Origin of the sequence: Moraxella caprae DSM 19149 (assembly GCF_000426885.1) — a bacterium.
Classification (GTDB): domain Bacteria; phylum Pseudomonadota; class Gammaproteobacteria; order Pseudomonadales; family Moraxellaceae; genus Moraxella; species Moraxella caprae.
Map to the genome: position 1 here is coordinate 70,542 of NZ_AUGF01000009.1, position 26,681 is coordinate 97,222.

Genomic DNA, 26,681 nt, shown 5'->3' on the forward strand with positions numbered 1-26,681 from the left:
CCATTTAAAGCACAATACCAATAGCGGTGTGTAATATGCACCTTTACGAGTGTTATATTATTTTTGAGATTATTAAAACTGGAAACCCTTAAATGTGGCAACGAATTAAAACCGCAATCATCCTAGTCATTATCGTGGGCGTGGCGATGTTCGCCAGTCGTCAGCCCTTTTTGTTTTTGCCACTTTTGACGGTCGGTACGCTCATTGCGTCCCATGAGTGGACAAAACTCATGCCAAAACGCAAACAGCCTGCTCAGTTTATTGCTCTCATGCTTGTGGTTACGCTTGTCAGTATTTTTGTGCCTGTCTCTTGGGTAGTGTGGTGGGTGTTGTCCTTTGGGATATGGCTTATGGCAACCAAATGGGTGCTGGTTTATCCTGCCCAAGAAAAATGGTACGGCAAACGCTTGTTTTTTATGGGGATTGTCATCTTGACCGCCAGCATTACCGCCATGTATAGTCTATGGCAAGTGTCGCCTTGGTGGCTCATGTATGTGTTTCTTTTGGTGTGGTGTGCCGATAGTGGGGCGTATTTTGTCGGGCGTAAACTTGGCAAACGCAAACTTGCCCCCAACGTCTCGCCCAACAAATCCATAGAAGGGCTGATTGGCGGTATCATCACGGCAAGTCTTGTGGCGGTGGGCGTGGGCTTTGGGTTAAAACTTGACACGGTGGCACTTGTTGCCTTTTTGGGTTTATCGGGCTTGACAGTACTGGCAAGTGTGCTTGGCGATTTGTTTGAATCCATGCTAAAACGCCGAGCTGGGATTAAGGACTCTGGCACCATTCTACCAGGGCATGGCGGTGTGCTTGACCGCATTGATAGTTTGCTGTCGGCAGCGCCTGTGTTTGCTCTTGGGGTCTTGGTGCTGGTGTATTTGGGTGTATTGCCTGCTCTTGGCGACTTAAAGGGGCTTTTGTGATGACGGCATTGACAGTGCCATTAACAGTCCTTGGAGCAACAGGCTCAATTGGCGACAGCACGCTTGACATCGCACGCCTAGCAGGGTTGCCTGTGTACGCTTTATCGGGCTTTGGTCGCTTGGATAAATTATTTGATTTGTGCGTGGAGTTTCGCCCAAGCCGTGTCGGTGTGCCGTCTGGTAAGGTGGACGAATTTGCCAAGCGTTTAAAGTCGGCAAATTTGGCAATTGACGTGGTGGGTGGTCAAGACGGCTTGGCGGAGTTGGCAAGCGATAAAGGGGCGGGTAAAGTCGTGGCAGGCATTGTCGGCTCGGCAGGGCTTGGCTCTACCTTGTCGGCGGTTCGGGCAGGGCAGACGGTGCTACTTGCCAACAAAGAAAGCCTTGTCATGGCAGGCGAGCTGGTCATGAACACCGCACGCACGCACAACGCTGTCATTTTACCCATTGACAGCGAGCATAACGCCATTTTTCAATGCTTGCCAAAGGCGGTGCAAGACGACAATACCGCCATTCATCGCACCGAGCTTGGCATAAAAAAATTGTGGCTGACCGCAAGCGGTGGTGGATTTTTGCACAAATCTTATGATGACATGAAAAACGCCACAGTCGCCCAAGCGGTCAAGCACCCCAACTGGAACATGGGAAGTAAAATCACGGTGGATTCTAACACCATGATGAATAAAGGCTTGGAGCTGATTGAAGCGTGTCATTTGTTTAATTTGTCCGAAAGCCAAATTGACATCGCCATTCACCCCCAAAGTATCATTCACTCCATGGCAGAATATGTGGACGGCTCTATCTTGGCACAGCTCGGTACGCCTGACATGAGAACGCCCATTGCTCATGCACTTGCGTACCCTGACCGCATGGAGAGCGGTGCTAAGTCTTTGAATTTATTTGACATATCCGCCTTAGAATTTATCCGCCCTGATAAGGATAAATTTAAATCCCTAACGCTTGCCCGTCATGCCATACAGACAGGCGGTGGGGCGTGTATCGCCCTAAATGCGTCCAATGAAGTATCTGTTTCGGCATTTTTGGACGGTCGCATTCGCCTGACCGACATCGCCGACACGGTGGAGCGTGTGCTAAATGACGATGAGCTAGGGGCGGAGTTTGGCAGACATTTTGATGAGTTGGACGAGATTTTGGCGTTGGATAAACGGGTGCGAGATAGGACGGATGTTTATTTAAGAAAATTAACGGATTGATTTTAAATGTATTTTTTGAATTTAAATGCGTAGGGGTGATTTATTCGCCCAAATTTACCCAATTATCCAAAACCTTAAAACCAAACCCTTGTATTGATTAAAATTTATCATTTAACCATATTTCAAAAATCGGTAAATGTCGTGGCGAACACACCGCCCAAAAATTAAGAGAACCCAAAAAGCATGACCGCTTTATATTTATTTTTATCCGCCTTGCTTGTCCTAACACCCCTTGTCGCTTTGCACGAGTGGGGACATTATATCGTAGCACGGCTGTGCGGGGTTAAGGTTTTGACTTATTCTATCGGTTTTGGCACTCGGCTGTTTGGCTGGACAAGTCCCAAAACGGGCATAGATTATCGCATTTGTGCGATACCGCTTGGCGGATATGTCAAAATGCTGGACGAGCGAGAAGGGGAAGTTGCCGAGCATGAGCGACATTTGGCGTTTAATAATCAGCACCCCTTAAAGAAAATCGCCATTGTGTTGGCAGGGCCTTTGATGAATTTTATCATCGCCATTGGGCTGTTTTTTGTGCTGTTTTTGCAACCAAGCGAGCAGTTATCGACCAAAATCGGACGGATTGTGAATGATAGCCCTGCTCATGCAAGCGGACTTGTGGTGGGCGAGACGATACACGCCATTGACGGCAAAGACACGCCCACTTGGGAGAGTGTGAATTTTGCCCTAGCTGACCGCATGGGCGAGCGTGGGGCAGTGGTGGTGGCGACCGATAAGGGCGAATACAGCGTGCAGGTCAATGACTTTATGCAAGGGGCGGACAAGGGCAAAGACCCACTCACCGCTCTTGGCACGTTGCCTTGGCGACCTGACATACCGCCTGTGATAGGCTCGCTCACCGCTGACGGAGCAGGGGCGTTAATGGGGCTAAAAGCAGGCGATAGGATTGCCCATATTGACGGCAAAGAGATAAAAGATTGGCTGTCTGCCACCGAAATTATCCAAAATAATCCTGAAAAATCGCTCACGTTTGGCGTTGTCCGAGATAGGCAAAACATGGACATCAAGGTGATGCCCCGAGCGGTCAAGGTGGATAATCGCACGGTTGGGCAAATTGGAGCAAGGGTGCAAGAGACTAAAATCACCGTTCCCGATGATTACAAAATGACGGTAAACCATACGCCATTAGAAGCCCTACAAAAATCCTTTATCAAGACTTATGATTTGTCCGTGATGACCGTGAAATCCATGGGTAAGATGATAACAGGGCTGATAGGGCTTGACAACTTATCGGGCCCGATTACCATTGCCGAAGTGTCAAAAGACAGTATCCAAATGGGCTGGGAGCAGGTGCTATCCACCGCAGGGCTGATTAGTCTGTCGCTTGCCGTGCTAAATCTTTTACCGATACCTGTATTGGACGGTGGGCATTTGGTGTTTTATACTTATGAGCTGATTCGGGGTAAGCCCATGAGTGAGCGATTACAAATCGCAGGGCTACAAGTGGGCATGTTATTGCTGTTTGGTTTCATGGTGCTAGCCATTGGTAACGACATATCAAGAGTTTTTGGCTGATAGCGACTTTTGGTAATAATTGAGCAATATTTATAGAAATTTTTTAAAAATTTAATAATTTTACTTGCCAAAATTGATTTTTTGGCTTAACTTACACCATATTTTTGATTAATTAACATCTGCCCATTCAATCATTATCAATATATACTTGTAAAAGATATTTTTGGTGTTATTGCTAATGAGTTGAACGACTTTGAGTGAATCTGTTATGCGTACTTCTTTTCTGACTAAAACCTTAACTGCCTCAGTGATGATGGTCATGGCGACTACTGCTTATGCTGACGATACGGTCAGTAGCATTACCTTTGATGGACTAAGCCGAGTAACCCCCCAGAGTTTGCAAGTAGCACTGCCTTTGGGCGTGGGGCAGGCACTTACCTCAGATGCGTTGGCGGACAGCATTCGTGCGTTATATGCCACCGAGCAGTTCGCCAACGTACAGGCAGATGTTGATGGCGGGCGTGTGGTGTTTCATGTGGTGGAACGTCCGATTATCGCTGAGCTAAATTTTGATGGCAATAAACTCATTCCTGATGATGGCTTAAAGCAAGGCTTGGAGAGTACGGGACTGGCGGTTGGTAATGTGCTAAAGCAAGCAACCATACAGACCTTGGAGAGCGAGCTTGAAAATCAGTACATCTCACAGGGCTATTATAATGCCGACATTGAGGTTAAACAGACCGAGCTAGATGGTAACCGCGTTAAGTTAGACATTAACTTTGTTGAAGGTAAGCCCGCCAAAGTTGTGGATGTTAATATTGTCGGGAATGAGCATTTTAGTGATGAAGAGTTAAAAGATGAGTTTGTGCTTAAGGATAAAAAATGGAATCCCTTGTCCAAAGCCGACCGTTACAGCCAAGAAAAACTAAATGCCAGCCTAGAAAATGTCAAAGCCAAATACCTAAATGATGGTTTTGTGCGTGCCAATGTTGATAATGCAACCCTAAACATCGACGATGAGAAAAAGAAAGTCTTTATTGAGACGACCGTCAGTGAAGGTCAGCAGTATAAATTTGGGCAAACGCAGTTTTTGGGTAATCCAACATATAGTACTGATGAGCTTGCTGAAAAAATCAAATTTACCCAAGGCGGTACCTACTCTCAAAAAGAGTTGGACGAGACCACTGCTGACATTGCCAATAAATTCGGGGATGATGGCTATTACTACGCCCAAATTCGCCCCATCTCACGCATTAATGATGAAACCCTGACAGTTGATGTGGATTATTATATCGACCCTGTGCGTCCTGTTTATGTTCGCCGTATTAACTTCACAGGCAACCTAAAAACCAAAGACGAAGTGCTACGCCGTGAAATGCGTCAGTTAGAAGGGTCGCTCGCATCCAACCAAAAAATCCAGCTGTCTCGTGCCAGACTCATGAGAACGGGCTTTTTTAAAGATGTCAAAGTCGATGTCAAACCTGTGCCAAATAGTCCAGACCAAGTGGATGTTAACTACATGGTCGAGGAACAGCCGTCAGGGTCGTCCACCATCGCCGCAGGTTATTCTCAAAGTGGCGGTATGACCTTCCAAGTAGATTTATCTCAATCCAACTTTATGGGAACGGGCAACCGTGCTAATATGTCATTTAGCCGTTCAGAGACCCGTGACAATTACAGCCTAGGCATGACCGACCCTTATTTTACCGTCAATGGTGTGTCGCAAAGTGTTAATGCTTACTACCGTAAGACCAAATATGATGATAAAAACATCTCCAACTATGTATTGGATTCTTATGGGGCAAGCCTAATTTATGGCTATCCCATTGATGAAAAACAGCGTATTAGTGGTGGTTTTACCATGGATAAAACCAAAGTGCGTGGCGGTCAGTGGATGGGCATCTCTAACGTCAAACAGCTGTTAGAAGATGGTGGTAAGGCGGATATTGATACTAACGGTGTCAGCTTTACTAATGATTATACCACTTATGGCGGAGTGCTTGGGTGGAGCTATTCTAGCCTTGATAAGCCCGTATTCCCAACCAAAGGGGTGAGCCATAACGTTGATCTTAACCTAGGGTTTGGTGATGACACGTTCCAAAAAGTCAGCTACCGCCTAAACGCCTATTACCCATTATGGAAAGGTACGGTACTGCGTGGTCATGCTCGTCTGGGTTATGGTAATAACCTGCCATTTTATGAAAACTTCTATGCTGGCGGTTATGGTTCGGTACGTGGCTTTGAAGCATCATCATTAGGACCTCAGTCTCAAGCTTATAGACATTTGGCAAATGGCACAAGATCTACCCGTGGCGAAGAAGTGGGTGGTAATGCATTGGCGACTTTTGGGGCGGAGCTGATTTTACCAGTGCCATTTAAAGGCGACTGGGCAGACCAAGTGCGTCCTGTGTTATTCTTTGATGCAGGTCAAGTATTTGATACCACTAAGCTTGATAAGGAATTGGTGAATTTACCAGAAGTGGGCGTAAGCAATAACAACCTAACTTATATTGAGCAGGATAAAGAGCTGCGTTATAGTGTGGGTGCGGGCGTGACATGGTATACCCCGATTGGTCCAATCTCTTTGAGTTATGCTAAGCCGTTAAATGAAAAAGAGGGCGACCAAGTAGAAAATGTCCAATTCCAAATCGGTAGCGTATTCTAATCATGATTGGTTTGGATAAACTTATCTGTGCCATTGAGCGTTGCCAAGCGGTGCTAAATAAAGACAGCTTGGTAAATCGCCATGTGTTGGTTGCCCGTGTGGCAGATTTGGCAGATGCCGATAAGGACAGTTTGGCGTTTTTGGCAAAGGCGAGCTATCTGTCTGATTTGGTGGGTGCTCGGGCGGGTGTGGTGCTGGTGTCGGAACGATTTGCTGGCAAACTGCCCGCCCTGCCTGATACCACCGTTATCCTTGTCAAAGATGCGTATTTGGCGTATGCATCCGTGAGTGGTTTGTTTGATTATCAAGCCGATAATGGTATTCACTCCACCGCCATCATCTCACCCACTGCCACCATTGGTAAAAATGCCAAAATTGGGGCGTATGCCGTCATTGGCGATTTTGTGCAAATTGGCGATGATTGTGAGATTGGCTCGCACGTTGTTATCGCTCATCACTGTGTGATTGGCGATGAGGTGCAGATTCATGCCCATGCCAGTATCGGCTCGGATGGTTTTGGCTTTGCTCCAAAAATGGGAGCGGACGGACTGGCTTGGCAAAAAATCCACCAGCTTGGGCGTGTTATCATCGGTCATCGTGTGCGTATCGGTGCAAGCACTTGCATTGATAGGGGTGCGGTGGGCGATACTGTGATTGGCGATGATGTGATTATTGATAATTTGGTGCAAATCGCTCATAACGTCCATATCGGGCGTGGCACGGCGATTGCGTCCATGACAGGGGTGGCAGGCAGTACGCACATTGGGGCAAGCTGTATTATCGGGGGTGGTGTGGGCATTAGTGGGCATTTGACCATTGCAGACGGCACAACCTTGACAGGCAGAACCTTTGTCGCCCAAAGCATTGACAAGGCAGGCTCGTACTCATCAGGCACGACCGCCATGCCCACCCAAGATTGGCGTCGGGCAACCATTAAGTTTCGCCAAAGTGGGCAAAAGTGATTTTATTTAAATGGACGCATTCATGACAAATTCTACCCTAGACCTAGAACTGATGACCGATGGCGACCACGCACGCCTAACGGCTCAAAACTTGACCTTGCCATTTGGCTATCACGTCATCAAGCGGTATTTACCCCATCGTTATCCCTTTATGCTCATCGACCGTGTTACAGCGGTGTCGGCAGATAACTGGATTACGGGCTATAAAAACATCACGATTAACGAAGAGCTGTTTAACGGTCATTTTCCCGATAATCCTGTCATGCCGGGGGTGCTTATGGTAGAGGCGATGGCACAGTTGTCGGGTATTTTGGGGTTTGTCAGTGCAGGGCAATCGTCCGAAGATGGTTATTTGTATCTGTTTGCAGGTGTGGATAAAGTGCGTTTTAAAAAACTTGTCAGTACAGGCGATACGCTGGTGATTCGCTCAAAGCTCGTTACCGCCAAGCGTGAGATTTATAAATTTGAATGTACTGCTCATGTGGACGGCAAACTGGCGTGCAGTGCTGAGATTATGATTGCCCGTCAAAAGCTGGACTAAATGGATAGTGTCATGAACATACATCCAACCGCCATTATTGACCCGAGTGCTGTCATACATCCAACCGTAAGTATTGGGGCGTATTCTATTGTGGGTAAAAATACCACGATTGGCGAGGACACCATGTTAAAATCGCACGTCATCGTGGGCGACAATACAACCATTGGCAAGCGTAACACCATTTTTCAGTTTGCTAGCATTGGCGAGATACCGCAGGATTTAAAATTTAAAGGCGAAACCACTTACCTAGAAGTGGGCGATGATAATACCATTCGTGAGTCTTGTACCTTTCATCGTGGCACGGCAGACGGTGGTAATTTGACCAAGATTGGCAACAACAACCTATTTATGGTAAACACCCACATCGCTCACGACTGTATGGTGGGCGACTACAACGTCCTTGCCAATAACGTGGGTGTGGCAGGTCATGCTCATATTGGCAATTTTATCATTGTCGGTGGGCAGACGGGTGTACACCAATTTTGTCGGATTGATGATTATGCGATGATTGGTGGGGCGAGCCTGATTTTAAAAGATGTCTGTGCCTTTACCACCGTATCGGGCAACCCATCCACAGTGCATGGGCTAAACAAAGAAGGCATGAGACGAAAAGGGTGGAGCAAAGAAACCATTGAGACGTTGGATAGAGCCTATGACGTAGTGTTTCGTTCTGGTAAAATCAAGGCGGACGTGATTGCTGAGCTGTCCACTTGGGTGGCGGATGAGCCAAAAGTGGCGTTGTTTATCGAGTCGCTACAAAACAGCAAGCGTGGACTGATTCGCTAATTTTAAGTCTACAAATGTTATCACTAACCCATAATATTTTGTTATGGGTTTTTATTTTTTTATTTATTTGACTTTTTTAATTGATTCAATCAAACTATGCAGGACAAAATATTTTTACAAAATTTAACAGATTTGGCATGACAGATGACAATGGGTAAATTTCCCATTAAATGGAGTTGCCAAAACATTAACAAGGAGCAATTATGTCCACACAACGAGAAAGTTGGTCGGCACGCTCAGGCTTTATTTTGGCGGCGATTGGGTCGGCGGTAGGCTTGGGCAACATTTGGCGTTTTCCTTATGTGTCCTATGAAAATGGTGGTGGGGCGTTTTTTATCCCCTATCTCATTGCTTTGGCAACCGCAGGGTTTCCCTTGCTGTTTTTGGATTATGTCGCAGGGCAAAAATATCACGGAGCTCCGCCTACCGCTTATCGGCGAATGATTAAATCAAAAGAAATCGTGGGCTGGTGGCAGGTGCTGGTGTGTACCGTCATCGGGATTTATTATGCGTCCGTGTTGTCATGGGCAGGGCAATACACCCTATACGCCTTTGGGCAACAGTGGGGCGATGACCCGCAGACGTTTTTCTTTGAACATTATTTGCAAAATGGCTCGGGGCTAGATTTTGGCATTGTGCCTAGTCTGTTTATCGGGGTGGCTATCGTCTGGGCGTTGGTGTTGTTTATCATGTATGGCGGTATCCGAAAAGGCGTGGAGCTTGCCAATAAAATCTGCATTCCGCTCCTTGTTATCATGTTTACCATCATGGTCGTGCAAGCGGTACAGCTAAACGGTGCGTCCGCAGGTCTAAATGCCTTTTTTACCCCCAACTGGGAAAAAATGGCTAACCCCAAAGTGTGGCTTGCCGCTTACGGACACGTCTTTTTCTCCATGTCTATTGGCTTTGGGATTATGGTAACGTACTCATCTTATTTAAAGAAAAATGCCAATTTGACAGGCTCAGGACTGGTGGTGGGTTTTGCCAACTCATCGTTTGAAGTCATGGCAGGCATTGGCATTTTCTCGGTGCTGGGCTTTATGGCAACCCAATCAGGCGTGCCTGTATCAGAAGTGGTATCGGGCGGTATCGGCTTGGCGTTCATCGCTTTTCCAAAAATCATCTCTAACATGGGCGACGCTGGCACGCTCATTGGTATTTTGTTTTTTGGTTCGCTGTTTGTGGCGGGTGTTACGTCCATGGCAAGTATCCTACAAGTGCCAATCTCAGCGGTCAAGGACAAATTCGGCTGGTCGCACAAAAAAGCGGTTAGCGTGGTCGGTGGTGTATCGGCTCTCATCTCACTCGCTTTATTTTCTACCAAAACGGCGATTACCTTTGTGGACGTGATTGACCATTTTGCCAATAATATCGGCGTGGTAACAGGGGCGATTTTGTCCATTATTTGGGTAACGTGGTTCAACCGTCCTGTCATGGATAAGCTCATGAACCACATCAACGCCATTTCTAGTGTAAAAGTGGGCAAGGGCTGGGCATTTATGCTGACCATTGTTACGCCCATTTCGCTCATCGTGGCGTTGGTGCTAAGCGTGTTTTCACTGGTTACTAAGGGCTATGACAGCTATGATTTGGCAACTCAGCTTATCTTTGGTTGGGGTGTGGTGGCAGTGTTTGCACTCGGTTCATTCTTATTGACCAAAGCACCTGCTCACGCCACGCATCATCAGCATAAATCCATAGAAGGAGAAAACGCATGAACGGTACCGCATTAGCAGTCATGGTGGTGGCTTTATCTATCGTTTGGGGTGGGTTGATATTATCTATCATTCACTTAACCAAAAATCCCGACATTGACATGGATAAAGTGCCAAGCGACCATTAACCATTAGAGTAAAAACGGCAATGATAAGTTGCCGTTTTTTAAGGTAAATTTATTTAACATAATCCATTTTGATTTTTATAATTTGTTATTTTGGGGTGTGAGGGTGATCCACTTGTTCAAAACCAAAATTCCATCACAGGGCAAATTGCAATTTGCCCCCCATAAGCCCACTAAAAGCATGATTGATTAACAACACCTAAATTTAAAAGAGCGGAGCATTAAAAACGGGCAAATCCATGCCCTTTTATCTTTTTTAACCAATTATTTATAATACGCATTTTCGGTTTTGGTGTGGTCGGTTTCGTCAATGACTTGGGTCAGTTCGGGAATTTGTTGTTTGAGCTGAACTTCCACGCCTTGACGTAAGGTAACGTCCACCGCACTGCACCCTTGACAGCCACCGCCAAATTTTAGCACGGCGGTTTTGCCTGCATCATCTTCGATGACTTCCAAAAGCTCCACATGACCGCCATGACTGGCAAGTTGGGGGTTGATCTCGGCTTGCAAAACATAAGTAATCCGTTCTTCAATGCTGGCATTTTCGCCCACTTGGGGGACTTTTGAGTTGGGGGCTCTAAATGTCAGCTGACCGCCAAAACGGTCTTTGTTATAGTCAATCACCGCATCATGCAGATAAGGAATGCTCGGTGCGTCAATGTGGGCGACAAATTTATCATAAGGAATTTGCAAATCGTCTTCGTCAATCTCATCGGGCTGGCAGTAGCTCATACAGCATTCGGCTCGGGGTGTGCCTGCGTGTTCCACAAAAATACGCACGCCAATGCCGTCCACTTCCTGCTTGGCAAGCAGTTCTGCCAGATAGTCTTGGGCACTCGGTGTGATGATGATGTTACTGCTCAAAGGTTCGTTTTGCAAATCGCTCATGGTAAAAACTCAATAAAAAGATAAAAATTTATGCTTTTATGGTAACATAATCGCTTTTATCAAGTCTAATTTTTTAAATAATGAAATTTAACATGGTTCAATTTGATTATTTGGTGTTTATCGGGCGATTTCAGCCGTTTCATCATGGGCATGAATTTGTCGTGCGTGAAGCCCTAAATCGTGCCAAAACCGTCATCATGCTCATCGGTTCGGCAAATAGCCCACGCACCATTAAAAATCCGTTTAGCTTTGATGAGCGTGAAAGCATGATTTTAAAAGCCTTTGATAATGATACTGGCGATAGTGAACGTATCATTTGTATGCCCATTGATGACACGCTCTATAATGACCATAAATGGCTACAAAACGTCCAACAAGCGGTCTCATTCATCACCCAAAACGAACCTGCCAAGATTGGTATCATTGGGCATACCAAGGATGACAGTTCGTATTATTTGTCGTTATTTCCTGATTGGGGTTTTGTTGAGTTATCCAGTTTTGAAAATCTGTCCGCCACACCGCTAAGACGGGCGTATTTTTTAGATGAACGCCTAAAAAATGGCGATGATTGGCAAGATAAAATGCCTGCCCCGAGCGTGGCTTTTTTACAAAAATTTGCCCAAACAGATGATTTTGCTCATCTGCAACGTGAATACCGTCATGTGCTAGATTGTCAAAAGGCGTGGGAGCCTGCCCCATATCCACCTGTATTTGTAACGGCGGATGCGTTGGTGGTGCAGGCAGGTCATGTGCTGCTTATCGAGCGTGGGGGCGAGTATGGGCGTGGGCTGTATGCGTTGGCGGGCGGATTTTTGGATAAAGATGAGAGCTTGCTTGACTGTGCCTTGCGTGAGTTGCAAGAAGAAACGGGACTTATCATCAGTCCCAATGCCCTAAAAGCAAGCCATACCTTTGACGCTCCTGACCGTTCGGTTCGTGGACGGACGGTAACGACGGTGTTCTATTTTGAGCTGACAGGTGATAAGCTCCCTGACGTGGCAGGGGGCGATGATGCCAGCCTTGCGTTTTGGCTACCGCTTGGCGAGCTTGACGGTCGCATGATGTTTGAAGATCATTATAGTGTCATCACTAAGATGTTGGGGTTGTAGGGGTGCTTTGATGAGATGGTTGCTTTGTTTGATGATATTTATGAGTGTTTGTGCTTATGCAAACAGCCATCCAAATGCTGATGGGCTGATTGGTTGTTTAAAACATGACGAAGATAAGCCTTATCAGAGCATGATGTGCCTTTTGCCCAATCAGCGTGTGATGATAAGTGCGGTGGGTATGGTGGCGTTTGGCGGTTATCAGCTTGTGGATGATGTGATGTCTATTGAGATGGACAAGCCTTCTGTGTTTGCCGTGATGAGTAGGCATAACCGTTATCAAGATGGCACACGTCTTCATATCAAGGGGCGAAGTGACGAAAATATAATGATGATGAGCCAAATTACGTCTCTGGCGGTCATGCTTATCTGTGTTATGGTAATGATGTCAATACCTTGAAGTTTTATGCTGACATGAATGAAGTGGGTAAAGATGGCAGGAAGCACCAAGAGAGCTATGCATGGCAAAATGATATTCCGAGCGGTCATAATGACATCATTGTCATGTATAGCACCAAACGAGAGCGATTTAGCCAAAGTTTTAGTTATAAACTGATGACTGATAATGGACGGATTTATTTTACACAAGATAGGGCGGATGAGACAGTAGGGCGAGCGTATCTGAGCCGTGATGAGAGCGAGCTTGATTTTATTAATGAATATTTTGATGATAACGGCAATCCCATTGTGGAAAAATTAAACAACCCTAATTTTATCCTGCTAAATGGGTTTAATCAAATAGACATCCTGATGAGTGATGATCACTCGTATGGGTGGGATTTGGATGCGTTTGGTTATCATGAAAACGGTGATTATTATACGGTTAAACCTGAGCATTTGTCTGAATTTCATGCCAAAGATGATAAAATCTATCGGTATCATTGGGTGTCAAACCAGCCTAACAAGACGGCAAAGACAGACATGGCTAAGTATCAAGACATCCGTCAAGGTCGGTGGCAGTGCCAAGCAACTAATGACATAACCAAAAATAAAAAACCCTTTCCAAAATAGAAAAGGATTTTTAAAAATGGCTCCCCAACCTGGGCTCGAACCAGGGACACACGGATTAACAGTCCGATGCTCTACCGACTGAGCTATTGGGGAATAACTTGTCGTATCAAGTGATTGCGTATTATATAGATTTTTGACATCTTGTCAAGAAAATTTTTTAAAAAATGATAAAAATTTTGAGATTAAAAATATTTTTATTTAAAATCAATATTTTAAAAACATAAAAAATAAAAAACCGAAACACCGCTGTCAAGTGTTGCCCATGAACCAAGTAGTTCAAGGCGGGTAAATCTTTGCTGTTTTAGGTTTCCCGATACATCAGATGATGCGGGCATACACACCACAGCAAACAGTCATTACCCTGTAAGTGTGATTATCGGCTCAGGTGTATTCTCAACTGGCGAATGTTTCAGTGGCTCTATTGTACGATAATTTTGTAAAAATTTCAAGATTTGGGTGGTTTTTGCCATGCCGAATGGGGATATTTTGTGATAAAATGGGAAATCATTTATCATTTTTGATTTGTTAAAAAGGCTTTATCATGAAAAAAACCCCCCATGTTTTGATGATTTTGGACGGTGTCGGACATCGAGAAGACCCCCGAGACAACGCCGTTTACACCGCTAAAAAACCCAATTTAGACGCGCTCATGACGACCTGTCCGCATGGGCTTATCTCAGGCTCAGGGCAGGACGTGGGTTTGCCTGACGGTCAATTTGGCAATTCAGAAGTGGGGCATATGAACCTAGGAGCGGGGCGGATTTTGCACCAAGACTCTACCCGTATCATGAATGACATTAGCTCGGGCGAATTTTTTAATAATGACGTGCTGGTTAAAGCGGTCAAGGATACGGTGGCAAATGAAGGGGCGGTGCATATCTTGGGCTTGCTGTCGGACGGTGGGGTTCATGCTCACATTGACCACATTAAGGCGACCGCCAAACTTGCCGTAGAGCAGGGGGCAAGCCAAGTGTTCGTTCATGCGTTTTTGGACGGGCGAGATACTCCGCCAAAATCGGCAGACGGCTATGTGGCGGATTTGGAGCGGTATTTGGCAACTCTTAGCCAAGAGTTTGATGCCGAAGCCAAAATCGCAAGCTGTATCGGACGCTTTTTTGCCATGGACAGAGACAAGCGGTGGGATAGGGTGGAGCAGGCGTACGACCTGATGACCCAAGCCAAGGCGGTGCGTGAAGCGGACAGTGCCAGTCATGCCATAGAGCTTGCTTATGGGGCGGACGAGACTGATGAATTTGTACAGGCAACCATCATTGATGATAATGGTGTGATAGCGGACAATGACGGCGTGATTTTTGTCAATTTTCGGGCTGACCGTGCCAGAGAGATTAGTGGGGCCTTTGTGAGTGCTGATTTTGATGGCTTTAATCGCAAGGCAACGCCCGAGCTGTCCGCCTTTGTCATGATGACCAAATATTCTGATGAGTTGGAGGCTAACCCCAAAACAACGGTGGCGTATTATCCCACAAGCCTTGCCAACACACTGGGCGAATACCTGCAAAATCACGGCAAAACTCAGCTTCGCATTGCCGAAACCGAAAAGTACGCTCATGTTACGTTCTTTTTTAGTGGTGGACGTGAAGAGCTGTATGACGGCGAAAAGCGTATTTTGGTAAACAGCCCTGATGTCAAAACCTATGACCAAAAGCCCCAGATGAGTGCTTTTGAAGTAACCGATAAGCTAAAAGAGGCGATACTCTCAGGCGAGTTTGACGTGGTCATCATCAACTACGCCAATGGCGACATGGTGGGGCATACAGGCGTGTTTGATGCGGCGGTCAAGGCGGTAGAGGCGGTGGATACCTGTATCGGTGAGATAGTCAGTGCGGTGCGTAAGATGAGTGGTCATCTGCTCATCACTGCCGACCACGGCAACTGCGAGCAAATGCAAGACTATGAGAGCGGGCAGGTGCATACTCAGCACACGACCGAATTTGTGCCGTTCATCTATGTGGGCGACAAGCAAGTGAGCGTGCGGACGGGTGGACGACTGTGTGATGTCGCTCCGACCATTTTGCACCTAATGGGCATGCAAAAACCCGCCGAGATGACGGGGATGAGTCTATTGGTGGATGTATGAAACTGACAAAAACACTACTGGCAAGCATGGTGGCGTTGTCGCTAAGTGTGCCGATGACAAGCCATGCCGAGCTACCCAAAGCGATTAGTGCGCCCATCAATAAAGTGGCAAATCTGCTCGGCTTTGGCGATGATGTGCAAGCTGACAGCGGTCTGGATGTTGAGGCAGAGACAGGCGAGCAGGTGGCAGATGGCGAGCAGATGGATATTCAGGACCCGACAAGCCCGACGCTTGATGTCTTAGAGAGTAAGCCCAATACACTGCATGGCATAGAAGGGCTTCATCAGGGGCGTGTGCCGTTGGGGGCGGTGTCGCCAAACACCCTAAAAACCTTTGTGTCGGTGGTGGATTTGGTGCGTCGTGACTATGTCAAAGAAGTCAGTGATGAGAAGCTCTTTGAAAATGCGATGAGTGGTATGATGACAGGGCTAGATAGCCATGCTGAGTTTTTGGATAAAGAAGCCTTTGCCAATCTACAATCATTCACCGCAGGCAACGTGGCGAACATCGGACTGTCAGCAGTGTGGCAAGCTGATGAAGAGCATTGGGTCGTCACCGATGTTCATGAAGACTCATCTGCCAAGCGTGCTGGCGTGAAAGTGGGGGACTATCTACATCAAGTGGGTGATACTAAGCTGTCCGACATTCATAGTGAAAATGACGTCAAGCAGTTATTAAATGGCATTGCAGGCACGCAGGTAGACATTGTAATATCAAGTGCAGGGCGTAACAAAAGACGACTTACCGCTCAGCGTAACGAAGTGATTAAAAGCAATGTTGAAACCAGTATCGTCGGTGGGGTAGCCGTCATTAAGCTCCCTGTGTTTCAAAATAACACCCGTCAGCAGATTTTGGAGAGCTTGGGGCAGGCGGGCGTACCCATATCAGGGGTGATATTGGACGTGCGTAATAACCCCGGTGGGGTCTTAGAGTCGGCAGGGGCAGTGGCATCGCTCTTTATGCGTAATCAGACGTTGGTGCAGGTGGCAGGGCGACAAGGGGTGGAGCGAGAGCTAAAAACCGAAGGCTCACCACTGTTGATTGATTTGCCAGTGATGATACTACAAAACCGCTATTCGGCATCAGCCGCCGAAGTGCTTGCCAGTAGTTTGCAGTCACAAAAGAGAGCTTTGATAGTCGGTGAGACGAGCTATGGCAAAGGCTCGGTGCAGTCGGTCATCCCTATCGGTGATGATCAAGCAGTTAAGATGACCACCGCTCATTACCTGACTGCCGATGGCAAGCAAATTGATGGGGTAGGGGTCGTGCCTGATGTGACATTTAATAAATCTACCGATTTGGCACCGACCATGATGGCGGTATCTGACGTGTGGCTGTCGCAAGCACTCATCTTGATGGATGGAGCAAAACTAGAAACAGGCGTGGAGTTTGCTCCTGTGGGTGGATTCTAGGCGTGTAAAAAAAGGGGTGTTTAGATGAACACCCCCCTTTTTTTTGTGGCTGATTTTTATGGTTGGTATGTCAGAGGTTATTCATCGTCGCCATCATCGATATCAAGTTTTTTCATGCGATAACGCAGAGAGCGAAAGGTCATGCCAAGCAGTTTGGCGGCTTGGGTTTTATTACCTCCTGCCTGCTGTAAAGCGTTGCAGATTATTTGACGTTCTTGGTCAATCAAATAAGCTTCTAGTCCTTGACTGGGTAGTTCGCCGTTTGCCAAGTTTTCATGCTCTGACGAATTTAGGTCATCAAAAGCTTGGCTGGCACTATTTGAGTCAAGTGGACTGATTTTTTGGGATTTTGGGGTGGATAAGGGCGTGCCATAGTTGGCAGAAGCGATGATGTTTAGACCTGGGGTAATGGGCTTGGGCTCTTTATTTTCTTTGATGACGGTATTGGCGGTATAGGTTGGTCGCTGGTCATGATAAGGTGATACCTTGATGATATTGGAGGGGGTGGGGATGTCATTGGCAGTAGTGTTGATCGCCTCTGTTGCAGGTTCGGACGGTGCAAGCGTGATGATGTCATCATGGCTTACATGAGATGGGGTATCATCTGATTCTGATATGTCGTGAATATCATCTAGCATGAGATGATGGGCATCAATCTCATCGCTGTCGCTCATGGTAACAGCACGCTCTAAGATGTTTCTAAGTTCACGCACGTTGCCTTTAAAATTGTGATAGGTCAGCACATCGATGGCATCGTCGGTTAGGCTAAGATTATCAAGCTCCCAGTCTTTGGCAATCATGTTCAAAAAATGCTCAGCTAACATGGGAATGTCATCACGACGGTCATTTAAATCAGGAAGTTTGACTTCAATGACGTTAATGCGATAGAACAAATCTTGACGAAACGCCCCTTTTTGTACCAAATCCGCCAAATCCTTGTGCGTGGCACAGACAATGCGAATATCCACAGGCACTTCTTTGGTATCACCAATGGCCCGTACAGTTTTTTCTTGGATGGCACGCAGGAGCTTGACTTGCATGGCAAGGGGCAAGTCCGCCACTTCATCCAAAAACAGCGTGCCACCATCGGCTTGCTGGAACAGTCCGATTTTGTCCGATGTCGCTCCTGTGAAGCTGCCTTTTTTGTGCCCAAAAAATTCACTCTCCATTAGCTCAGATGGTATCGCCCCACAGTTTACGGGTACAAAGTTGCCATTGCGGCGACCACTTAGATCATGAATGAGTCGTGAGACGACTTCTTTGCCCGTACCAGAACCGCCCCATAAAAATACCGGAGCCTGTGAGCGAGCCAGTTTTTTGATGGTGGAGCGTAGCTGTTTCATGGGGCGAGAATCACCAATGAGCCGACCGCCAAAAATTTCATCGTCACTGACGACGGTGACAGGCGTGGATGACTTGCTTTTTTTGGTGCTGTTTTGACCTGTTTTTTGGGGCTTATCTTTGCTAGTTTCGGTGTTGTGCTCTGTGTCTGTCTTGGTATCATTTTCTGTGGGTGCAACCAGCTCACCTGTCAAAGGATTGGGTGGAATGGCGGTACTGACACTTTTTTCTTGGCTACCATCTTGTGGTATGTCATCTTCGGTGCTTTGGATGATGGTTTCATTGACTTTTAGGGCGGACTGAGCCAACTGACGCAGGCGAGGCAAATCCAATGGTTTATTGACAAAGTCAAACGCTCCGATTTTCATCGCTTCAATGGCGACATTGACATCGCCGTGTGCGGTAATGACTGCCACAGGCGTGGTTGTGGTTTTGGTAACAAGCTCCACAATCTCCATGCCGGAGCCATCAGGTAAGGCAAGGTCAGTCAGACAAAAATCATAGTGATTGTCCGCCAAAAAGGCTCTGGCACTTGCCACATCATAGGCGACGTGCGTATCCATACCCATTTTGTTTAGGGTGATTTGCATGAGACGACACAGGTCGGCTTCATCATCAATGATTAGGGCGAGTGGCTTATCTTGCATGAATATTCCCAATAATTTAGATATGCTCTATTATATAGGATTTTTACACAAAACCCAACATACAGAGATTTTACGGTAAAATTAAGTGGATGAATGTATTAAGCAAATGTGGTTGGGTGCTAACCAAACATCAGGTAACTGGCGTGTTAGAGACAATCAAGCGAAAACAGCTTTTGTCATATTCTCTAAAATAGCGAATCTTGGCGTTATTGGCTTCACTAAATGATTGGGATAGATATAGACCTAGCCCCGTGCCTTTTTTGCTGGTGGTGAAAAATGGATTAAATAGGCTTGCCAAATCCTTCTCGCTTACGCCTTCACCGTGATCTAGTATATCAATAAACGCCCCTGTTTTGGTCTTGGTTAGACGTATTTCCACATCATTATCATGGAATTGATGAATGGTGTGGTATAAGGCGTTATTAATGAGATTTGTCATGACTTGTTCTAGCTGATTGGCATCAAAATAGAACAAGATAGGCTTGGCGGTGTCGCCCGTTACAATGATGAATTCGTGTGGATAATGCTCCGCTAAAAACTGTCGCACCCAACTTGGTGCGTCTAGGGCGGACTGATTGGGTATCTCTTGGCGAGATAGGCTTAGTACATCAGAGATGATGGAATTGACCCGTTTGGTCTGCTGATAAATCATCTCATAAAACTCAGCATTGACATCATCATCACGCACATCTTCCATGAGTAGCTGACTGGCTTGGCTGATGGCGGCGAGGGGGTTTCGTATTTCATGGGCGATACTGGCAGAGAGCTGACCTAGGCTGGCGAGTTTTAGTTGTTGGGCGTGGCTTTGTTCACGGCTCAAATCTTCGATGATGAGAATCTGCCCATGTTCTAATAGAGGCTTGGAGCTGATGCGTAGCTTATCGGCAAGGTGAGTTTGGCTCATGCTGGCTTTGTCATGAGTTTTAGGTGGTATGTCATAGATGAGCTCGGCTGACTGGTTGGGGGCAAGTGAGCGATACCAACCGATGATTTTGGGGTGATGTTTAATGATAATACGAGACAGCTCAATGATTTTGGCAGGGCTGTCACAGGCATTATCATTAATGGGTAGATGCAAAAGACGTTGGGCGGCGTTATTTATCATGACGATGTTACGCTCAGGGTCTAGCACCAACACGCCGTTTACCATGTTCTTGACAACAGCTTGGTTGATGGTATGGAGCTTTTCCACTTCATCGGCATGATCAAGTAGGGATTGCTCGGCTTTGGCGAGTCGCTGAGAGATGGACCAACTTAAAAAACCCACCGCAATCAAGCTTACCGACAACAGTAGACTGTCATTGATGGTAAGTAAGTTTTTTTCGGTCGTCGGTGTCTCAAAGAAAAAGCGAAAAAACTGTTGGTAGATGAGCGCTGAGACAGTCATGAGTGTGATGGTGGTCGCTCGGGATAGGGACAATAGCATGTAGCTTGCGGCGATGACCACCATGTATAGTAGGGTGATTTGAAAATCACTGATTTTGCCATACAGAGCAAATAAGGTCAAAAAAACAACGTCCACCACAAAGCCTGACAACAACTGCAATCTTGACCGTTTTTTTATCATAAAAAAAGCAAATAACAGCACCAAAGCGACAACAACATAAATACTAAATACCGTCTGTTCTAAAAAAGTAGGCTCGGTGGGTAGACCCGCCTTGTCACGGTTGAGTAAAAAGTTTGCCATGAGCAAAAAGCAGGCGGTGATAAAACGATAGACGCCATAGGTAAGTCCAAGCTGACGCACACGCATCGTGGAAATGAGAGCTTCTTCGTGAACATTGGCGGACAAAAACCACAGTTTTCTCACCCATGTTTTGGTGTGTCTGATGGGAGATGGGCTCATGTATTGACCAGTCCGTGACGTATGGCAAGATGGGTGAGCTTGACATCAGAATCCACACCCAGTTTTTCAAAAATTCGATAACGGTAAGTGTTTACGGTTTTGACACTCACAAATAAACTGTCGGCAATTTGACTGGCACTTTGGCAGTTTGCCACCATCATGGCGACTTGTTTTTCACGTTCAGACAAGCCATCAAAAGGGTTGGCTTTTTTATCAAGCATATTTTGGGCAAGCACATCGGCAATCTCATGGCTAAAATACTTACCACCTGCCTTGACTTTTTTGATGGCAGTTATCATCTCACTGATGGGGGTGCCTTTGGTAATGTAGCCATCTACCCCTGCCTTTAAAAGCATGGATGGGTAAGGCTCAGCCACCAAGCTAGACACTGCCAGAACCTTGATGTTTTCATTAAGCTGTTTAATCCGTCGTGTCGCCTCCACGCCACCGATGTTGGGCATATGAACATCTAGCAGCACCACGTCAGGAGCGAGCTTGCGGGTCATTGCCACCGCTGTCTCGCCACAGCCTGCTTCCCCAACAACTTCAATGTCGGGGTCATCACCAAGCATGCGACCGATGCCCATGCGGACAAGCTCATGGTCGTCTACGATGAGTACTTTTATTGTCATTTTGCCCACCTTTTCTAAAATAAATATCAAATGGTTTTTAAAAATGTTTTTTAAAATAATCTGTCTAAATCATATCAGAACTGTTTATCATGTGTACATTTAAGCACCCAAGCCAAAAAATTATCCAAAAATGGCTTAAAAATTGCAATGTCTTAATTGACTTGGGCTAAACTAAAATCGATGTTTGGGTACCGCCTGTACGATTGACAATTTTAACAATTAACCAGTCATCTAGCAATTTTTTTAGTAACTTTTTTTAACAAAAAACCGCTCTAGGTGTTGCCCAAAACCAGACAATGTTTTGCAAAAATGTTACAAAACACTTGCTTGATTATTACGCTAACAAAGATGATGAGTTAGATAAAAGTTAGGGATAAAAACGTGTTAAATTTGTTTACAAATTTACCCAAAAACTTTGATTTTTAACATAAAAAAGTGGTCTTGTTATGTTAGAATAAAAACGATGAGATGGTCTAAATGTATTTGTCCGTTTTACCAAGCCAGTGTTGCCGATGTCATTGATGTGACGGTGTGTTGATGTCAATGCAAGTGGCCTAGGTATTTTCTTGCAAACAAGGTTGTCGCCTGAGAAAATCAATCCTGCAACCCCATCAATGAGCCGAGAGTGGAACTTATGAAGCAAATTAATTTTAAAAAAGTCAGCCCCAAGCACCTAGCCTGTGGGCTAAGCCTGTCTGTCATGTCCATGATGACAGTGTCTGCCCATGCGTTTTTGGTAGACAACAGCCAACAAAAAACCATCTATATCGGCAAAGGCAATGCCCAGAACATGCAAGCGGTTACCGTCCAAGAGATTCCACCTGCGACCACGACCATTCAGCAGACTCGCACTTATACTAACACCAATACAGCCCCCAACACCTACAATCAAGGCTACACCAACACTCAGGTAACCCGAAGCTCTGTTCCTGCTGGTACGACCACTTCTCAGCCCTTTGCCATTCAGCCTTATGGACAGCAGACCAATTATGGCAGTAGTTACCAATATGGCGAGCAGTTGCCTATTAATATAAAGTCTGCCGCCGCCATCGTATTTGACCTACAAACAGGTCAGCCCATCTATCAAAAAAATGCCGATGCTGTACGCTCTATCGCTTCTGTAACCAAGGTTATGACAGCGATGGTGCTGATGGATGCAGGGCTTGACATGCGTGAAGAGATTGTGATTGAACCATCGGACTTTATCGCCGCCAAAAAAGCAAGCTCTAACCTACGCTCGGGCGACCGCATGAGCCGTAGTGAGTTCATGCTCCTTATGCTCATGAAGTCAGAGAACCCTGCTGCCAAAGCCCTAGCCCGTACTTACCCCGGTGGTTATGATAACTTTATCTGGGCGATGAACCAAAAAGCCAAAAGTCTGGGCATGAACAGCACAAGCTACTCTGACGCATCAGGCCTTGACCCACGCAACCGCTCATCAGCGAACGACCTAGTGAAGATGATGCGAGCGGTAAATTCTGACCCGCGTTATCAGACTGTGCGTAACTTCTCAACCGCCCCAAACTATGACTTTTATGTCAATAACTACAACTTAGGTTCACGCACTTACAAAGCTCAAAATACCAGTCGTCTCATCCGTGCAGGCAATCACCCGATTGGCGTGTCAAAGACAGGCTTTATCCGTGAGGCAGGTTATTGCTATGTGATGGAGACCCACGTCAATAACCGTCCTGCCGTTGTTGTACTGCTCGGTGCCAGTGCCTCTAACAGCCGTTGGGATGACGCTGAGGATATCCTAACTCAGCTTGCTTATCGTTATTAATCGTCCTGTTGACAGTGAAAAAGACCCGACCATTGGGTCTTTTTGTTGTTTATTATTTTGATAAATTGACTATAATATCAATATATCCAAGAAACATTAAAGTTACTACAAACGCAATGATGTGTGGATGTAGGGGCGTGCTGAGCACGCCTTATAAAAAACGACACATCAAAGGGTGTGCTCAGCACACCCCTACAAAACCCGTGGTAAATATCAAGTTCGTTAGGCATACCAACCAGCCCTACTCCAAGGACGACCCATGACCGCCCCTAAACTCTACCTACTTACCAACGATGATGATATTCATACCTTAAGTGATAAGTTAGAACGTGCCTTTGATACGGGCGTGGTATCACTACTACAAATCCGCCGTCAGCAGACCGCCCATGTTTTTGATTTGATTACGCTCTATCAAGAGACTGAGATGCTCATCAGTTTGGCGGACAAATACGACATTCCCACGGTCATTAATGAAAACCTAGAACTTGCCTCTCACTTTAACACAGGGCTACATCTGTCAGGGACGATGAGTGTGCGAGTGGCACGAGAGATACTGGGCGATGGCGTGCATGTCGGTCGCAGTTGTCATGGCGATGTGGCACTATTTAGAGAAGCCAAAAAACAGGGGGCAAGCTATGGGGCGATGGAGCGATGTTTGGCACGATGACCAAGCCGCTGACTAAGACCGTCAGTAGTGAGACGCTATCTCGTGCTCACAAAGTGGGCTTGCCCCTGTGTCTGATTGGCGGGATAAGTCTAAATAGCATGGACGAGCTTCGCCAAAAGGTCGGTGAGATACCCATTGATTATGTCGCTGTGACCACGGACATCCTGCACCACAGTCCTGAGATGGTTACAGCAAAATGCCAAGCATGGCGTCGCTACCTAGAAACATGGGATTGATGGTTTTAAAAAATGACATCATTATAAAAAATAACATCATTTGCTGTCATGATAACATTGAGAAAAACCAAAAAATTATGCTAAAATAGCGTTACTTTATGTCACCATTCATATCATGACCAAAAGGAAGACCCATGAGCATTACTTATCTATCTGACTTAGACGTATCGGGCAGAACCGTCCTTATCCGTGAAGATTTAAACGTGCCCATCAAAGATGGTGTCATCACCAGCGATGTCCGTTTGCAAGCCTCCCTACCTACTATCAAGGCATGTCTTGACAAAGGGGCAGGCGTGATTGTTTGTTCGCACTTAGGCAGACCCACCGAAGGCGAGAGCGAGAGCAAATATTCATTGGCTCCGATTGCTGACTATTTGGCGGATAAATTGGGCGTGAATGTGGCGTTCTCCACCGATTATCTAGATAATGGCGTGTCGGTGCAGGCAGGCGAGGTGGTGCTACTAGAAAACGTCCGTTTTAACGTGGGCGAGAAGAAAAACAGCCCTGAGCTGTCCAAACAATACGCCGACTTATGTGACATCTTTGTCATGGACGCCTTTGGCACCGCTCACCGAGCCCAAGCATCCACCGAAGGGGTGATTCGTGCATGTATCGCAGACGGCAAGCCTGTGTGTGTAGGTAACTTACTCTCTGCCGAGCTTGATGCCCTATCCAAAGCCCTAGACAATCCTGCCAAACCTGTGCTATCTATCGTGGGTGGCTCAAAGGTGTCCACCAAACTTGACGTGCTAAACAGCCTAGCTACCTTGTGCGATAGCATCCTAGTCGGTGGCGGTATCGCCAACACCTTTTTGGTGGCGAGCGGTAAAAATGTCGGTGCTTCCCTATACGAAGCCGACCTCGTGGATACCGCCCGTGACATCATGACCAAAACAAATATCCTACTACCCACTCATGTCGTGGTGGCGGATAAAGGACAGATTGATTTTGATGACTTTTTGGGTTCACTTAGCCGAGCGAGTGCCACCATCAAATCCGTGGATGAGATTGGCGAGCATGACATGATACTAGACATCGCCCCAGAGTCAGCGAGTAAGCTGGGCGAGCATATCAAATCCGCCAAAACCATTCTATTTAATGGGCCTGTGGGCGTGTTCGAAGTGGATGCATTCGGTCAAGGCACTGCCATCATCTGTCAAGCGGTGGCAGACAGCGAAGGATTTAGCATCGCTGGCGGTGGCGATACCTTGGCCGCCATTGACAAATATGGCGTGGCAGATGGTGTGGATTACCTATCCACAGGGGGCGGGGCGTTCCTAGAATTTGTTGAAGGTAAACCCCTGCCTGCCATCACCGCACTAGATACACCTTGATAAGTATCTGATTTTTATATAAAAATGATAAAATGCAACAACAACCTTTGTTAATTTTTGTTGCATTTTTTATGTTTGCCCTTGCCAAATACCATCATTCTGCTAAACTATGTTGGAGTTTAAGGCATCTTTAAATTTTGGTGTTTTTATCACTTTTAAAGATGTACTGCCATACTAATACATACTTCCTTTGGAGTGCTTTTATGAAAAAATTAATCCTAACCACGCTTGTCGCTACCCTTGCTTTGACAGCGTGTAGCAAAGAAACCAGAGATAAGGCTGCCGAGACGGCTCAGTCTGCTGCCACCGACACCGCCAATAACGCCAAAGCCGCTGCTGACACTGTGGCCGCCGAGGCCGAAGCTGCCGCCAACGCGACCGCTGAAGGCGTCTCTAATGTCGCTCATGACGTGGCAAATAATGGCGTAGAAAATGCCAAAAATACCGCCGAAGCTGCCGCAGGCGTGGTCTCTGATGCTGCTACCGCCACCGCCGATACCGTAACAGGCAACACCGCCACTGCCGAACAGCAAGCCCCCGAAGACCAAAAGTACTAATCCACCATCACCAAAGCCCCGAACATGTTCGGGGCTTTTTTGATAAAAATGAATTTACACCCAGCAAATCTGATGCTCGCCATGGGTCTGTGATGATCACCCATTTCACATCATCTTATGCCAGTTTATCAACGTTGACAAAAATCGTCACATATGACACATTAATGCCATGTCAGTGTCCATTTGTGTCAAAAATTGGCTAATATGACAAATTTTGGCAATAATTTTTGACAGGTAAAAATTTTGTCCATGTCAAAAATTGGCACATCCACCAAAATGTCAGTCCAATCTGCCAAAAAATGTCAAAAAATCCAAAACTGACAAAAATTGTCACCCAAAATTACCTGCCAGACATCAAATATGTACAAATTTTTTTGGTAAAAAAGAAAAAATTTGTACATATTTTAATTAATTTTAAAAAATAGCAAAAAATCTGCCTATTTTTTAGACAAAATTTCTAAAATTTTCTCAATTTTGCCTATTTTTTCCAAAAACAGCCCAAATCCGCCAAAAAGTTGGCACAGACAATGCAACAGTATGAGTATAAGGTTAGCAAATATGTTTAAAGTTGCTAATCAGTTAACCTAAATAAACTGGGCAATATCGCCCCTATGAACGAAGGAGTTCATTATGAACGCTCAAAAAGGTTTCACCCTTATCGAACTAATGATTGTAATCGCCATTATTGGTATCCTAGCTGCAATCGCTCTACCTGC

Annotated in this window: 24 protein-coding genes, 1 tRNA gene and 1 other RNA gene; 20 read left to right on the forward strand and 6 right to left on the reverse strand. The window is 46.0% G+C overall.

Features of this window, described 5'->3' with window-relative positions; genetic code table 11:
• Positions 1 to 92 precede the first annotated feature (92 nt).
• From K941_RS0103900 to K941_RS16745, 9 genes are all read left to right on the forward strand, one after another.
• The gene (locus tag K941_RS0103900; protein WP_029102578.1) at positions 93 to 923 is read left to right on the forward strand and encodes a phosphatidate cytidylyltransferase; all 831 of its coding nucleotides are present in this window, start codon (positions 93 to 95) and stop codon (positions 921 to 923) included.
• Complete coding sequence (dxr, locus tag K941_RS0103905; protein WP_036387417.1) at positions 923 to 2,137, forward strand: 1-deoxy-D-xylulose-5-phosphate reductoisomerase; 1,215 nt, start codon at positions 923 to 925, stop codon at positions 2,135 to 2,137. Before K941_RS0103900 ends, dxr begins: the two co-directional genes overlap by 1 nt.
• Positions 2,138 to 2,320: 183 nt before the next feature.
• Positions 2,321 to 3,673 (forward strand): RIP metalloprotease RseP, encoded by a 1,353-nt coding sequence (gene rseP, locus K941_RS0103910; protein WP_029102580.1) that lies wholly within the window; start codon positions 2,321 to 2,323, stop codon positions 3,671 to 3,673.
• 208 nt (positions 3,674 to 3,881) lie between these two features.
• Positions 3,882 to 6,278: an outer membrane protein assembly factor BamA gene (gene bamA / locus K941_RS0103915; protein ID WP_029102581.1), complete on the forward strand. Its 2,397-nt coding sequence runs from the start codon at positions 3,882 to 3,884 to the stop codon at positions 6,276 to 6,278.
• Positions 6,279 to 6,280: 2 nt separating this feature from the next.
• On the forward strand, positions 6,281 to 7,240 hold the full coding sequence (gene lpxD / locus K941_RS0103920) for a UDP-3-O-(3-hydroxymyristoyl)glucosamine N-acyltransferase (protein ID WP_029102582.1): 960 nt from the start codon (positions 6,281 to 6,283) through the stop codon (positions 7,238 to 7,240).
• Between the two features lie 52 nt (positions 7,241 to 7,292).
• A complete protein-coding gene (gene fabZ, locus K941_RS0103925; protein WP_407662305.1) occupies positions 7,293 to 7,781 on the forward strand; it encodes a 3-hydroxyacyl-ACP dehydratase FabZ in 489 nt (162 codons plus the stop codon).
• Positions 7,782 to 7,793: 12 nt separating this feature from the next.
• Entirely contained in the window at positions 7,794 to 8,567 is a 774-nt protein-coding gene (gene lpxA / locus K941_RS0103930) for an acyl-ACP--UDP-N-acetylglucosamine O-acyltransferase (RefSeq protein ID WP_084137666.1), read from the forward strand.
• 203 nt (positions 8,568 to 8,770) lie between these two features.
• A complete protein-coding gene (locus K941_RS0103935; RefSeq protein ID WP_029102585.1) occupies positions 8,771 to 10,285 on the forward strand; it encodes a sodium-dependent transporter in 1,515 nt (504 codons plus the stop codon).
• Positions 10,282 to 10,410 carry a methionine/alanine import family NSS transporter small subunit gene (locus tag K941_RS16745; protein WP_078274910.1) on the forward strand — a complete coding sequence of 43 codons (129 nt, stop codon included), beginning with the start codon at positions 10,282 to 10,284 and terminating at the stop codon, positions 10,408 to 10,410. The genes K941_RS0103935 and K941_RS16745 overlap by 4 nt, the downstream gene beginning before the upstream one ends.
• Before the next feature lie 261 nt (positions 10,411 to 10,671).
• Here K941_RS16745 and nfuA read toward each other — a convergent pair whose 3' ends face one another.
• Positions 10,672 to 11,295, reverse strand: coding sequence for a Fe-S biogenesis protein NfuA (gene nfuA, locus K941_RS0103950; protein ID WP_029102586.1), 624 nt, complete (start codon positions 11,293 to 11,295; stop codon positions 10,672 to 10,674).
• 92 nt (positions 11,296 to 11,387) lie between these two features.
• Here nfuA and K941_RS0103955 point away from each other — a divergent pair, with 92 nt between their 5' ends.
• The 3 genes from K941_RS0103955 to K941_RS0103965 are packed head-to-tail and all read left to right on the forward strand — an operon-like array spanning position 11,388 to position 13,412.
• Positions 11,388 to 12,404 (forward strand): bifunctional nicotinamide-nucleotide adenylyltransferase/Nudix hydroxylase, encoded by a 1,017-nt coding sequence (locus K941_RS0103955; RefSeq protein WP_051225856.1) that lies wholly within the window; start codon positions 11,388 to 11,390, stop codon positions 12,402 to 12,404.
• A gap of 40 nt (positions 12,405 to 12,444) precedes the next feature.
• Complete coding sequence (locus tag K941_RS0103960) at positions 12,445 to 12,801, forward strand: hypothetical protein (protein WP_115341136.1); 357 nt, start codon at positions 12,445 to 12,447, stop codon at positions 12,799 to 12,801.
• Complete coding sequence (locus tag K941_RS0103965) at positions 12,798 to 13,412, forward strand: hypothetical protein (protein ID WP_147287588.1); 615 nt, start codon at positions 12,798 to 12,800, stop codon at positions 13,410 to 13,412. Before K941_RS0103960 ends, K941_RS0103965 begins: the two co-directional genes overlap by 4 nt.
• 17 nt (positions 13,413 to 13,429) lie before the next feature.
• Here the strand turns inward: K941_RS0103965 and K941_RS0103970 are convergent.
• Positions 13,430 to 13,505 (reverse strand) — tRNA-Asn (locus K941_RS0103970).
• Between the two features lie 135 nt (positions 13,506 to 13,640).
• A non-coding RNA gene (gene ssrS, locus K941_RS16750) (6S RNA) lies at positions 13,641 to 13,831 on the reverse strand.
• A gap of 122 nt (positions 13,832 to 13,953) precedes the next feature.
• On the opposite strand from ssrS, the gene gpmI reads away from it, so the two are divergent.
• Both gpmI and K941_RS14660 read left to right on the forward strand, forming a co-directional pair.
• Entirely contained in the window at positions 13,954 to 15,510 is a 1,557-nt protein-coding gene (gene gpmI / locus K941_RS0103975) for a 2,3-bisphosphoglycerate-independent phosphoglycerate mutase (RefSeq protein ID WP_029102590.1), read from the forward strand.
• Complete coding sequence (locus tag K941_RS14660; RefSeq protein WP_051225858.1) at positions 15,507 to 16,922, forward strand: S41 family peptidase; 1,416 nt, start codon at positions 15,507 to 15,509, stop codon at positions 16,920 to 16,922. Before gpmI ends, K941_RS14660 begins: the two co-directional genes overlap by 4 nt.
• A gap of 77 nt (positions 16,923 to 16,999) precedes the next feature.
• Here the strand turns inward: K941_RS14660 and K941_RS0103985 are convergent, their stop codons facing one another.
• The 3 genes from K941_RS0103985 to K941_RS0103995 form a co-directional block, all read right to left on the reverse strand.
• The gene (locus K941_RS0103985; RefSeq protein ID WP_029102591.1) at positions 17,000 to 18,910 is read right to left on the reverse strand and encodes a sigma-54-dependent transcriptional regulator; all 1,911 of its coding nucleotides are present in this window, start codon (positions 18,908 to 18,910) and stop codon (positions 17,000 to 17,002) included.
• 130 nt (positions 18,911 to 19,040) lie between these two features.
• A complete protein-coding gene (locus K941_RS0103990) occupies positions 19,041 to 20,756 on the reverse strand; it encodes a sensor histidine kinase (protein ID WP_036387422.1) in 1,716 nt (571 codons plus the stop codon).
• Positions 20,753 to 21,388, reverse strand: coding sequence for a response regulator (locus K941_RS0103995; RefSeq protein WP_029102593.1), 636 nt, complete (start codon positions 21,386 to 21,388; stop codon positions 20,753 to 20,755). The genes K941_RS0103990 and K941_RS0103995 overlap by 4 nt, the downstream gene beginning before the upstream one ends.
• 634 nt (positions 21,389 to 22,022) lie before the next feature.
• Between K941_RS0103995 and K941_RS0104000 the strand changes: the two genes are divergently transcribed.
• The 6 genes from K941_RS0104000 to K941_RS16755 all read left to right on the forward strand — a co-directional run.
• Complete coding sequence (locus tag K941_RS0104000; protein ID WP_029102594.1) at positions 22,023 to 23,171, forward strand: D-alanyl-D-alanine carboxypeptidase family protein; 1,149 nt, start codon at positions 22,023 to 22,025, stop codon at positions 23,169 to 23,171.
• Between the two features lie 259 nt (positions 23,172 to 23,430).
• Positions 23,431 to 23,838, forward strand: coding sequence for a thiamine phosphate synthase (locus tag K941_RS17945; RefSeq protein WP_265596811.1), 408 nt, complete (start codon positions 23,431 to 23,433; stop codon positions 23,836 to 23,838).
• Positions 23,835 to 24,074, forward strand: a complete 240-nt coding sequence (locus tag K941_RS17950) for a beta/alpha barrel domain-containing protein (protein WP_265596812.1) — start codon at positions 23,835 to 23,837, stop codon at positions 24,072 to 24,074. Before K941_RS17945 ends, K941_RS17950 begins: the two co-directional genes overlap by 4 nt.
• Before the next feature lie 134 nt (positions 24,075 to 24,208).
• Positions 24,209 to 25,408 carry a phosphoglycerate kinase gene (locus K941_RS0104015; RefSeq protein ID WP_029102595.1) on the forward strand — a complete coding sequence of 400 codons (1,200 nt, stop codon included), beginning with the start codon at positions 24,209 to 24,211 and terminating at the stop codon, positions 25,406 to 25,408.
• Between the two features lie 203 nt (positions 25,409 to 25,611).
• Positions 25,612 to 25,965 (forward strand): membrane lipoprotein lipid attachment site-containing protein, encoded by a 354-nt coding sequence (locus tag K941_RS0104020; RefSeq protein WP_029102596.1) that lies wholly within the window; start codon positions 25,612 to 25,614, stop codon positions 25,963 to 25,965.
• A gap of 630 nt (positions 25,966 to 26,595) precedes the next feature.
• The coding region (locus K941_RS16755; protein WP_156892299.1) for a prepilin-type N-terminal cleavage/methylation domain-containing protein at positions 26,596 to 26,681 on the forward strand (86 nt) is incomplete at its 3' end.

Coding starts and splice junctions, on each gene's coding strand:
- K941_RS0103995 (WP_029102593.1), bottom strand. CDS start 21,388: ATGACAATAAAAGTACTCATCGTAGACGACCATGAGCTTGTCCGCATG.
- K941_RS17950 (WP_265596812.1), top strand. CDS start 23,835: ATGACCAAGCCGCTGACTAAGACCGTCAGTAGTGAGACGCTATCTCGT.
- bamA (WP_029102581.1), top strand. CDS start 3,882: ATGCGTACTTCTTTTCTGACTAAAACCTTAACTGCCTCAGTGATGATG.
- K941_RS0103955 (WP_051225856.1), top strand. CDS start 11,388: ATGGTTCAATTTGATTATTTGGTGTTTATCGGGCGATTTCAGCCGTTT.
- K941_RS0103900 (WP_029102578.1), top strand. CDS start 93: ATGTGGCAACGAATTAAAACCGCAATCATCCTAGTCATTATCGTGGGC.
- gpmI (WP_029102590.1), top strand. CDS start 13,954: ATGAAAAAAACCCCCCATGTTTTGATGATTTTGGACGGTGTCGGACAT.
- K941_RS17945 (WP_265596811.1), top strand. CDS start 23,431: ATGACCGCCCCTAAACTCTACCTACTTACCAACGATGATGATATTCAT.
- K941_RS0104000 (WP_029102594.1), top strand. CDS start 22,023: ATGAAGCAAATTAATTTTAAAAAAGTCAGCCCCAAGCACCTAGCCTGT.
- K941_RS0103935 (WP_029102585.1), top strand. CDS start 8,771: ATGTCCACACAACGAGAAAGTTGGTCGGCACGCTCAGGCTTTATTTTG.
- lpxA (WP_084137666.1), top strand. CDS start 7,794: ATGAACATACATCCAACCGCCATTATTGACCCGAGTGCTGTCATACAT.
- nfuA (WP_029102586.1), bottom strand. CDS start 11,295: ATGAGCGATTTGCAAAACGAACCTTTGAGCAGTAACATCATCATCACA.
- K941_RS14660 (WP_051225858.1), top strand. CDS start 15,507: ATGAAACTGACAAAAACACTACTGGCAAGCATGGTGGCGTTGTCGCTA.
- K941_RS0103985 (WP_029102591.1), bottom strand. CDS start 18,910: ATGCAAGATAAGCCACTCGCCCTAATCATTGATGATGAAGCCGACCTG.
- K941_RS0104015 (WP_029102595.1), top strand. CDS start 24,209: ATGAGCATTACTTATCTATCTGACTTAGACGTATCGGGCAGAACCGTC.
- fabZ (WP_407662305.1), top strand. CDS start 7,293: ATGACCGATGGCGACCACGCACGCCTAACGGCTCAAAACTTGACCTTG.
- dxr (WP_036387417.1), top strand. CDS start 923: ATGACGGCATTGACAGTGCCATTAACAGTCCTTGGAGCAACAGGCTCA.
- K941_RS0104020 (WP_029102596.1), top strand. CDS start 25,612: ATGAAAAAATTAATCCTAACCACGCTTGTCGCTACCCTTGCTTTGACA.
- K941_RS0103990 (WP_036387422.1), bottom strand. CDS start 20,756: ATGAGCCCATCTCCCATCAGACACACCAAAACATGGGTGAGAAAACTG.
- lpxD (WP_029102582.1), top strand. CDS start 6,281: ATGATTGGTTTGGATAAACTTATCTGTGCCATTGAGCGTTGCCAAGCG.
- rseP (WP_029102580.1), top strand. CDS start 2,321: ATGACCGCTTTATATTTATTTTTATCCGCCTTGCTTGTCCTAACACCC.
- K941_RS0103960 (WP_115341136.1), top strand. CDS start 12,445: ATGAGTGTTTGTGCTTATGCAAACAGCCATCCAAATGCTGATGGGCTG.
- K941_RS16745 (WP_078274910.1), top strand. CDS start 10,282: ATGAACGGTACCGCATTAGCAGTCATGGTGGTGGCTTTATCTATCGTT.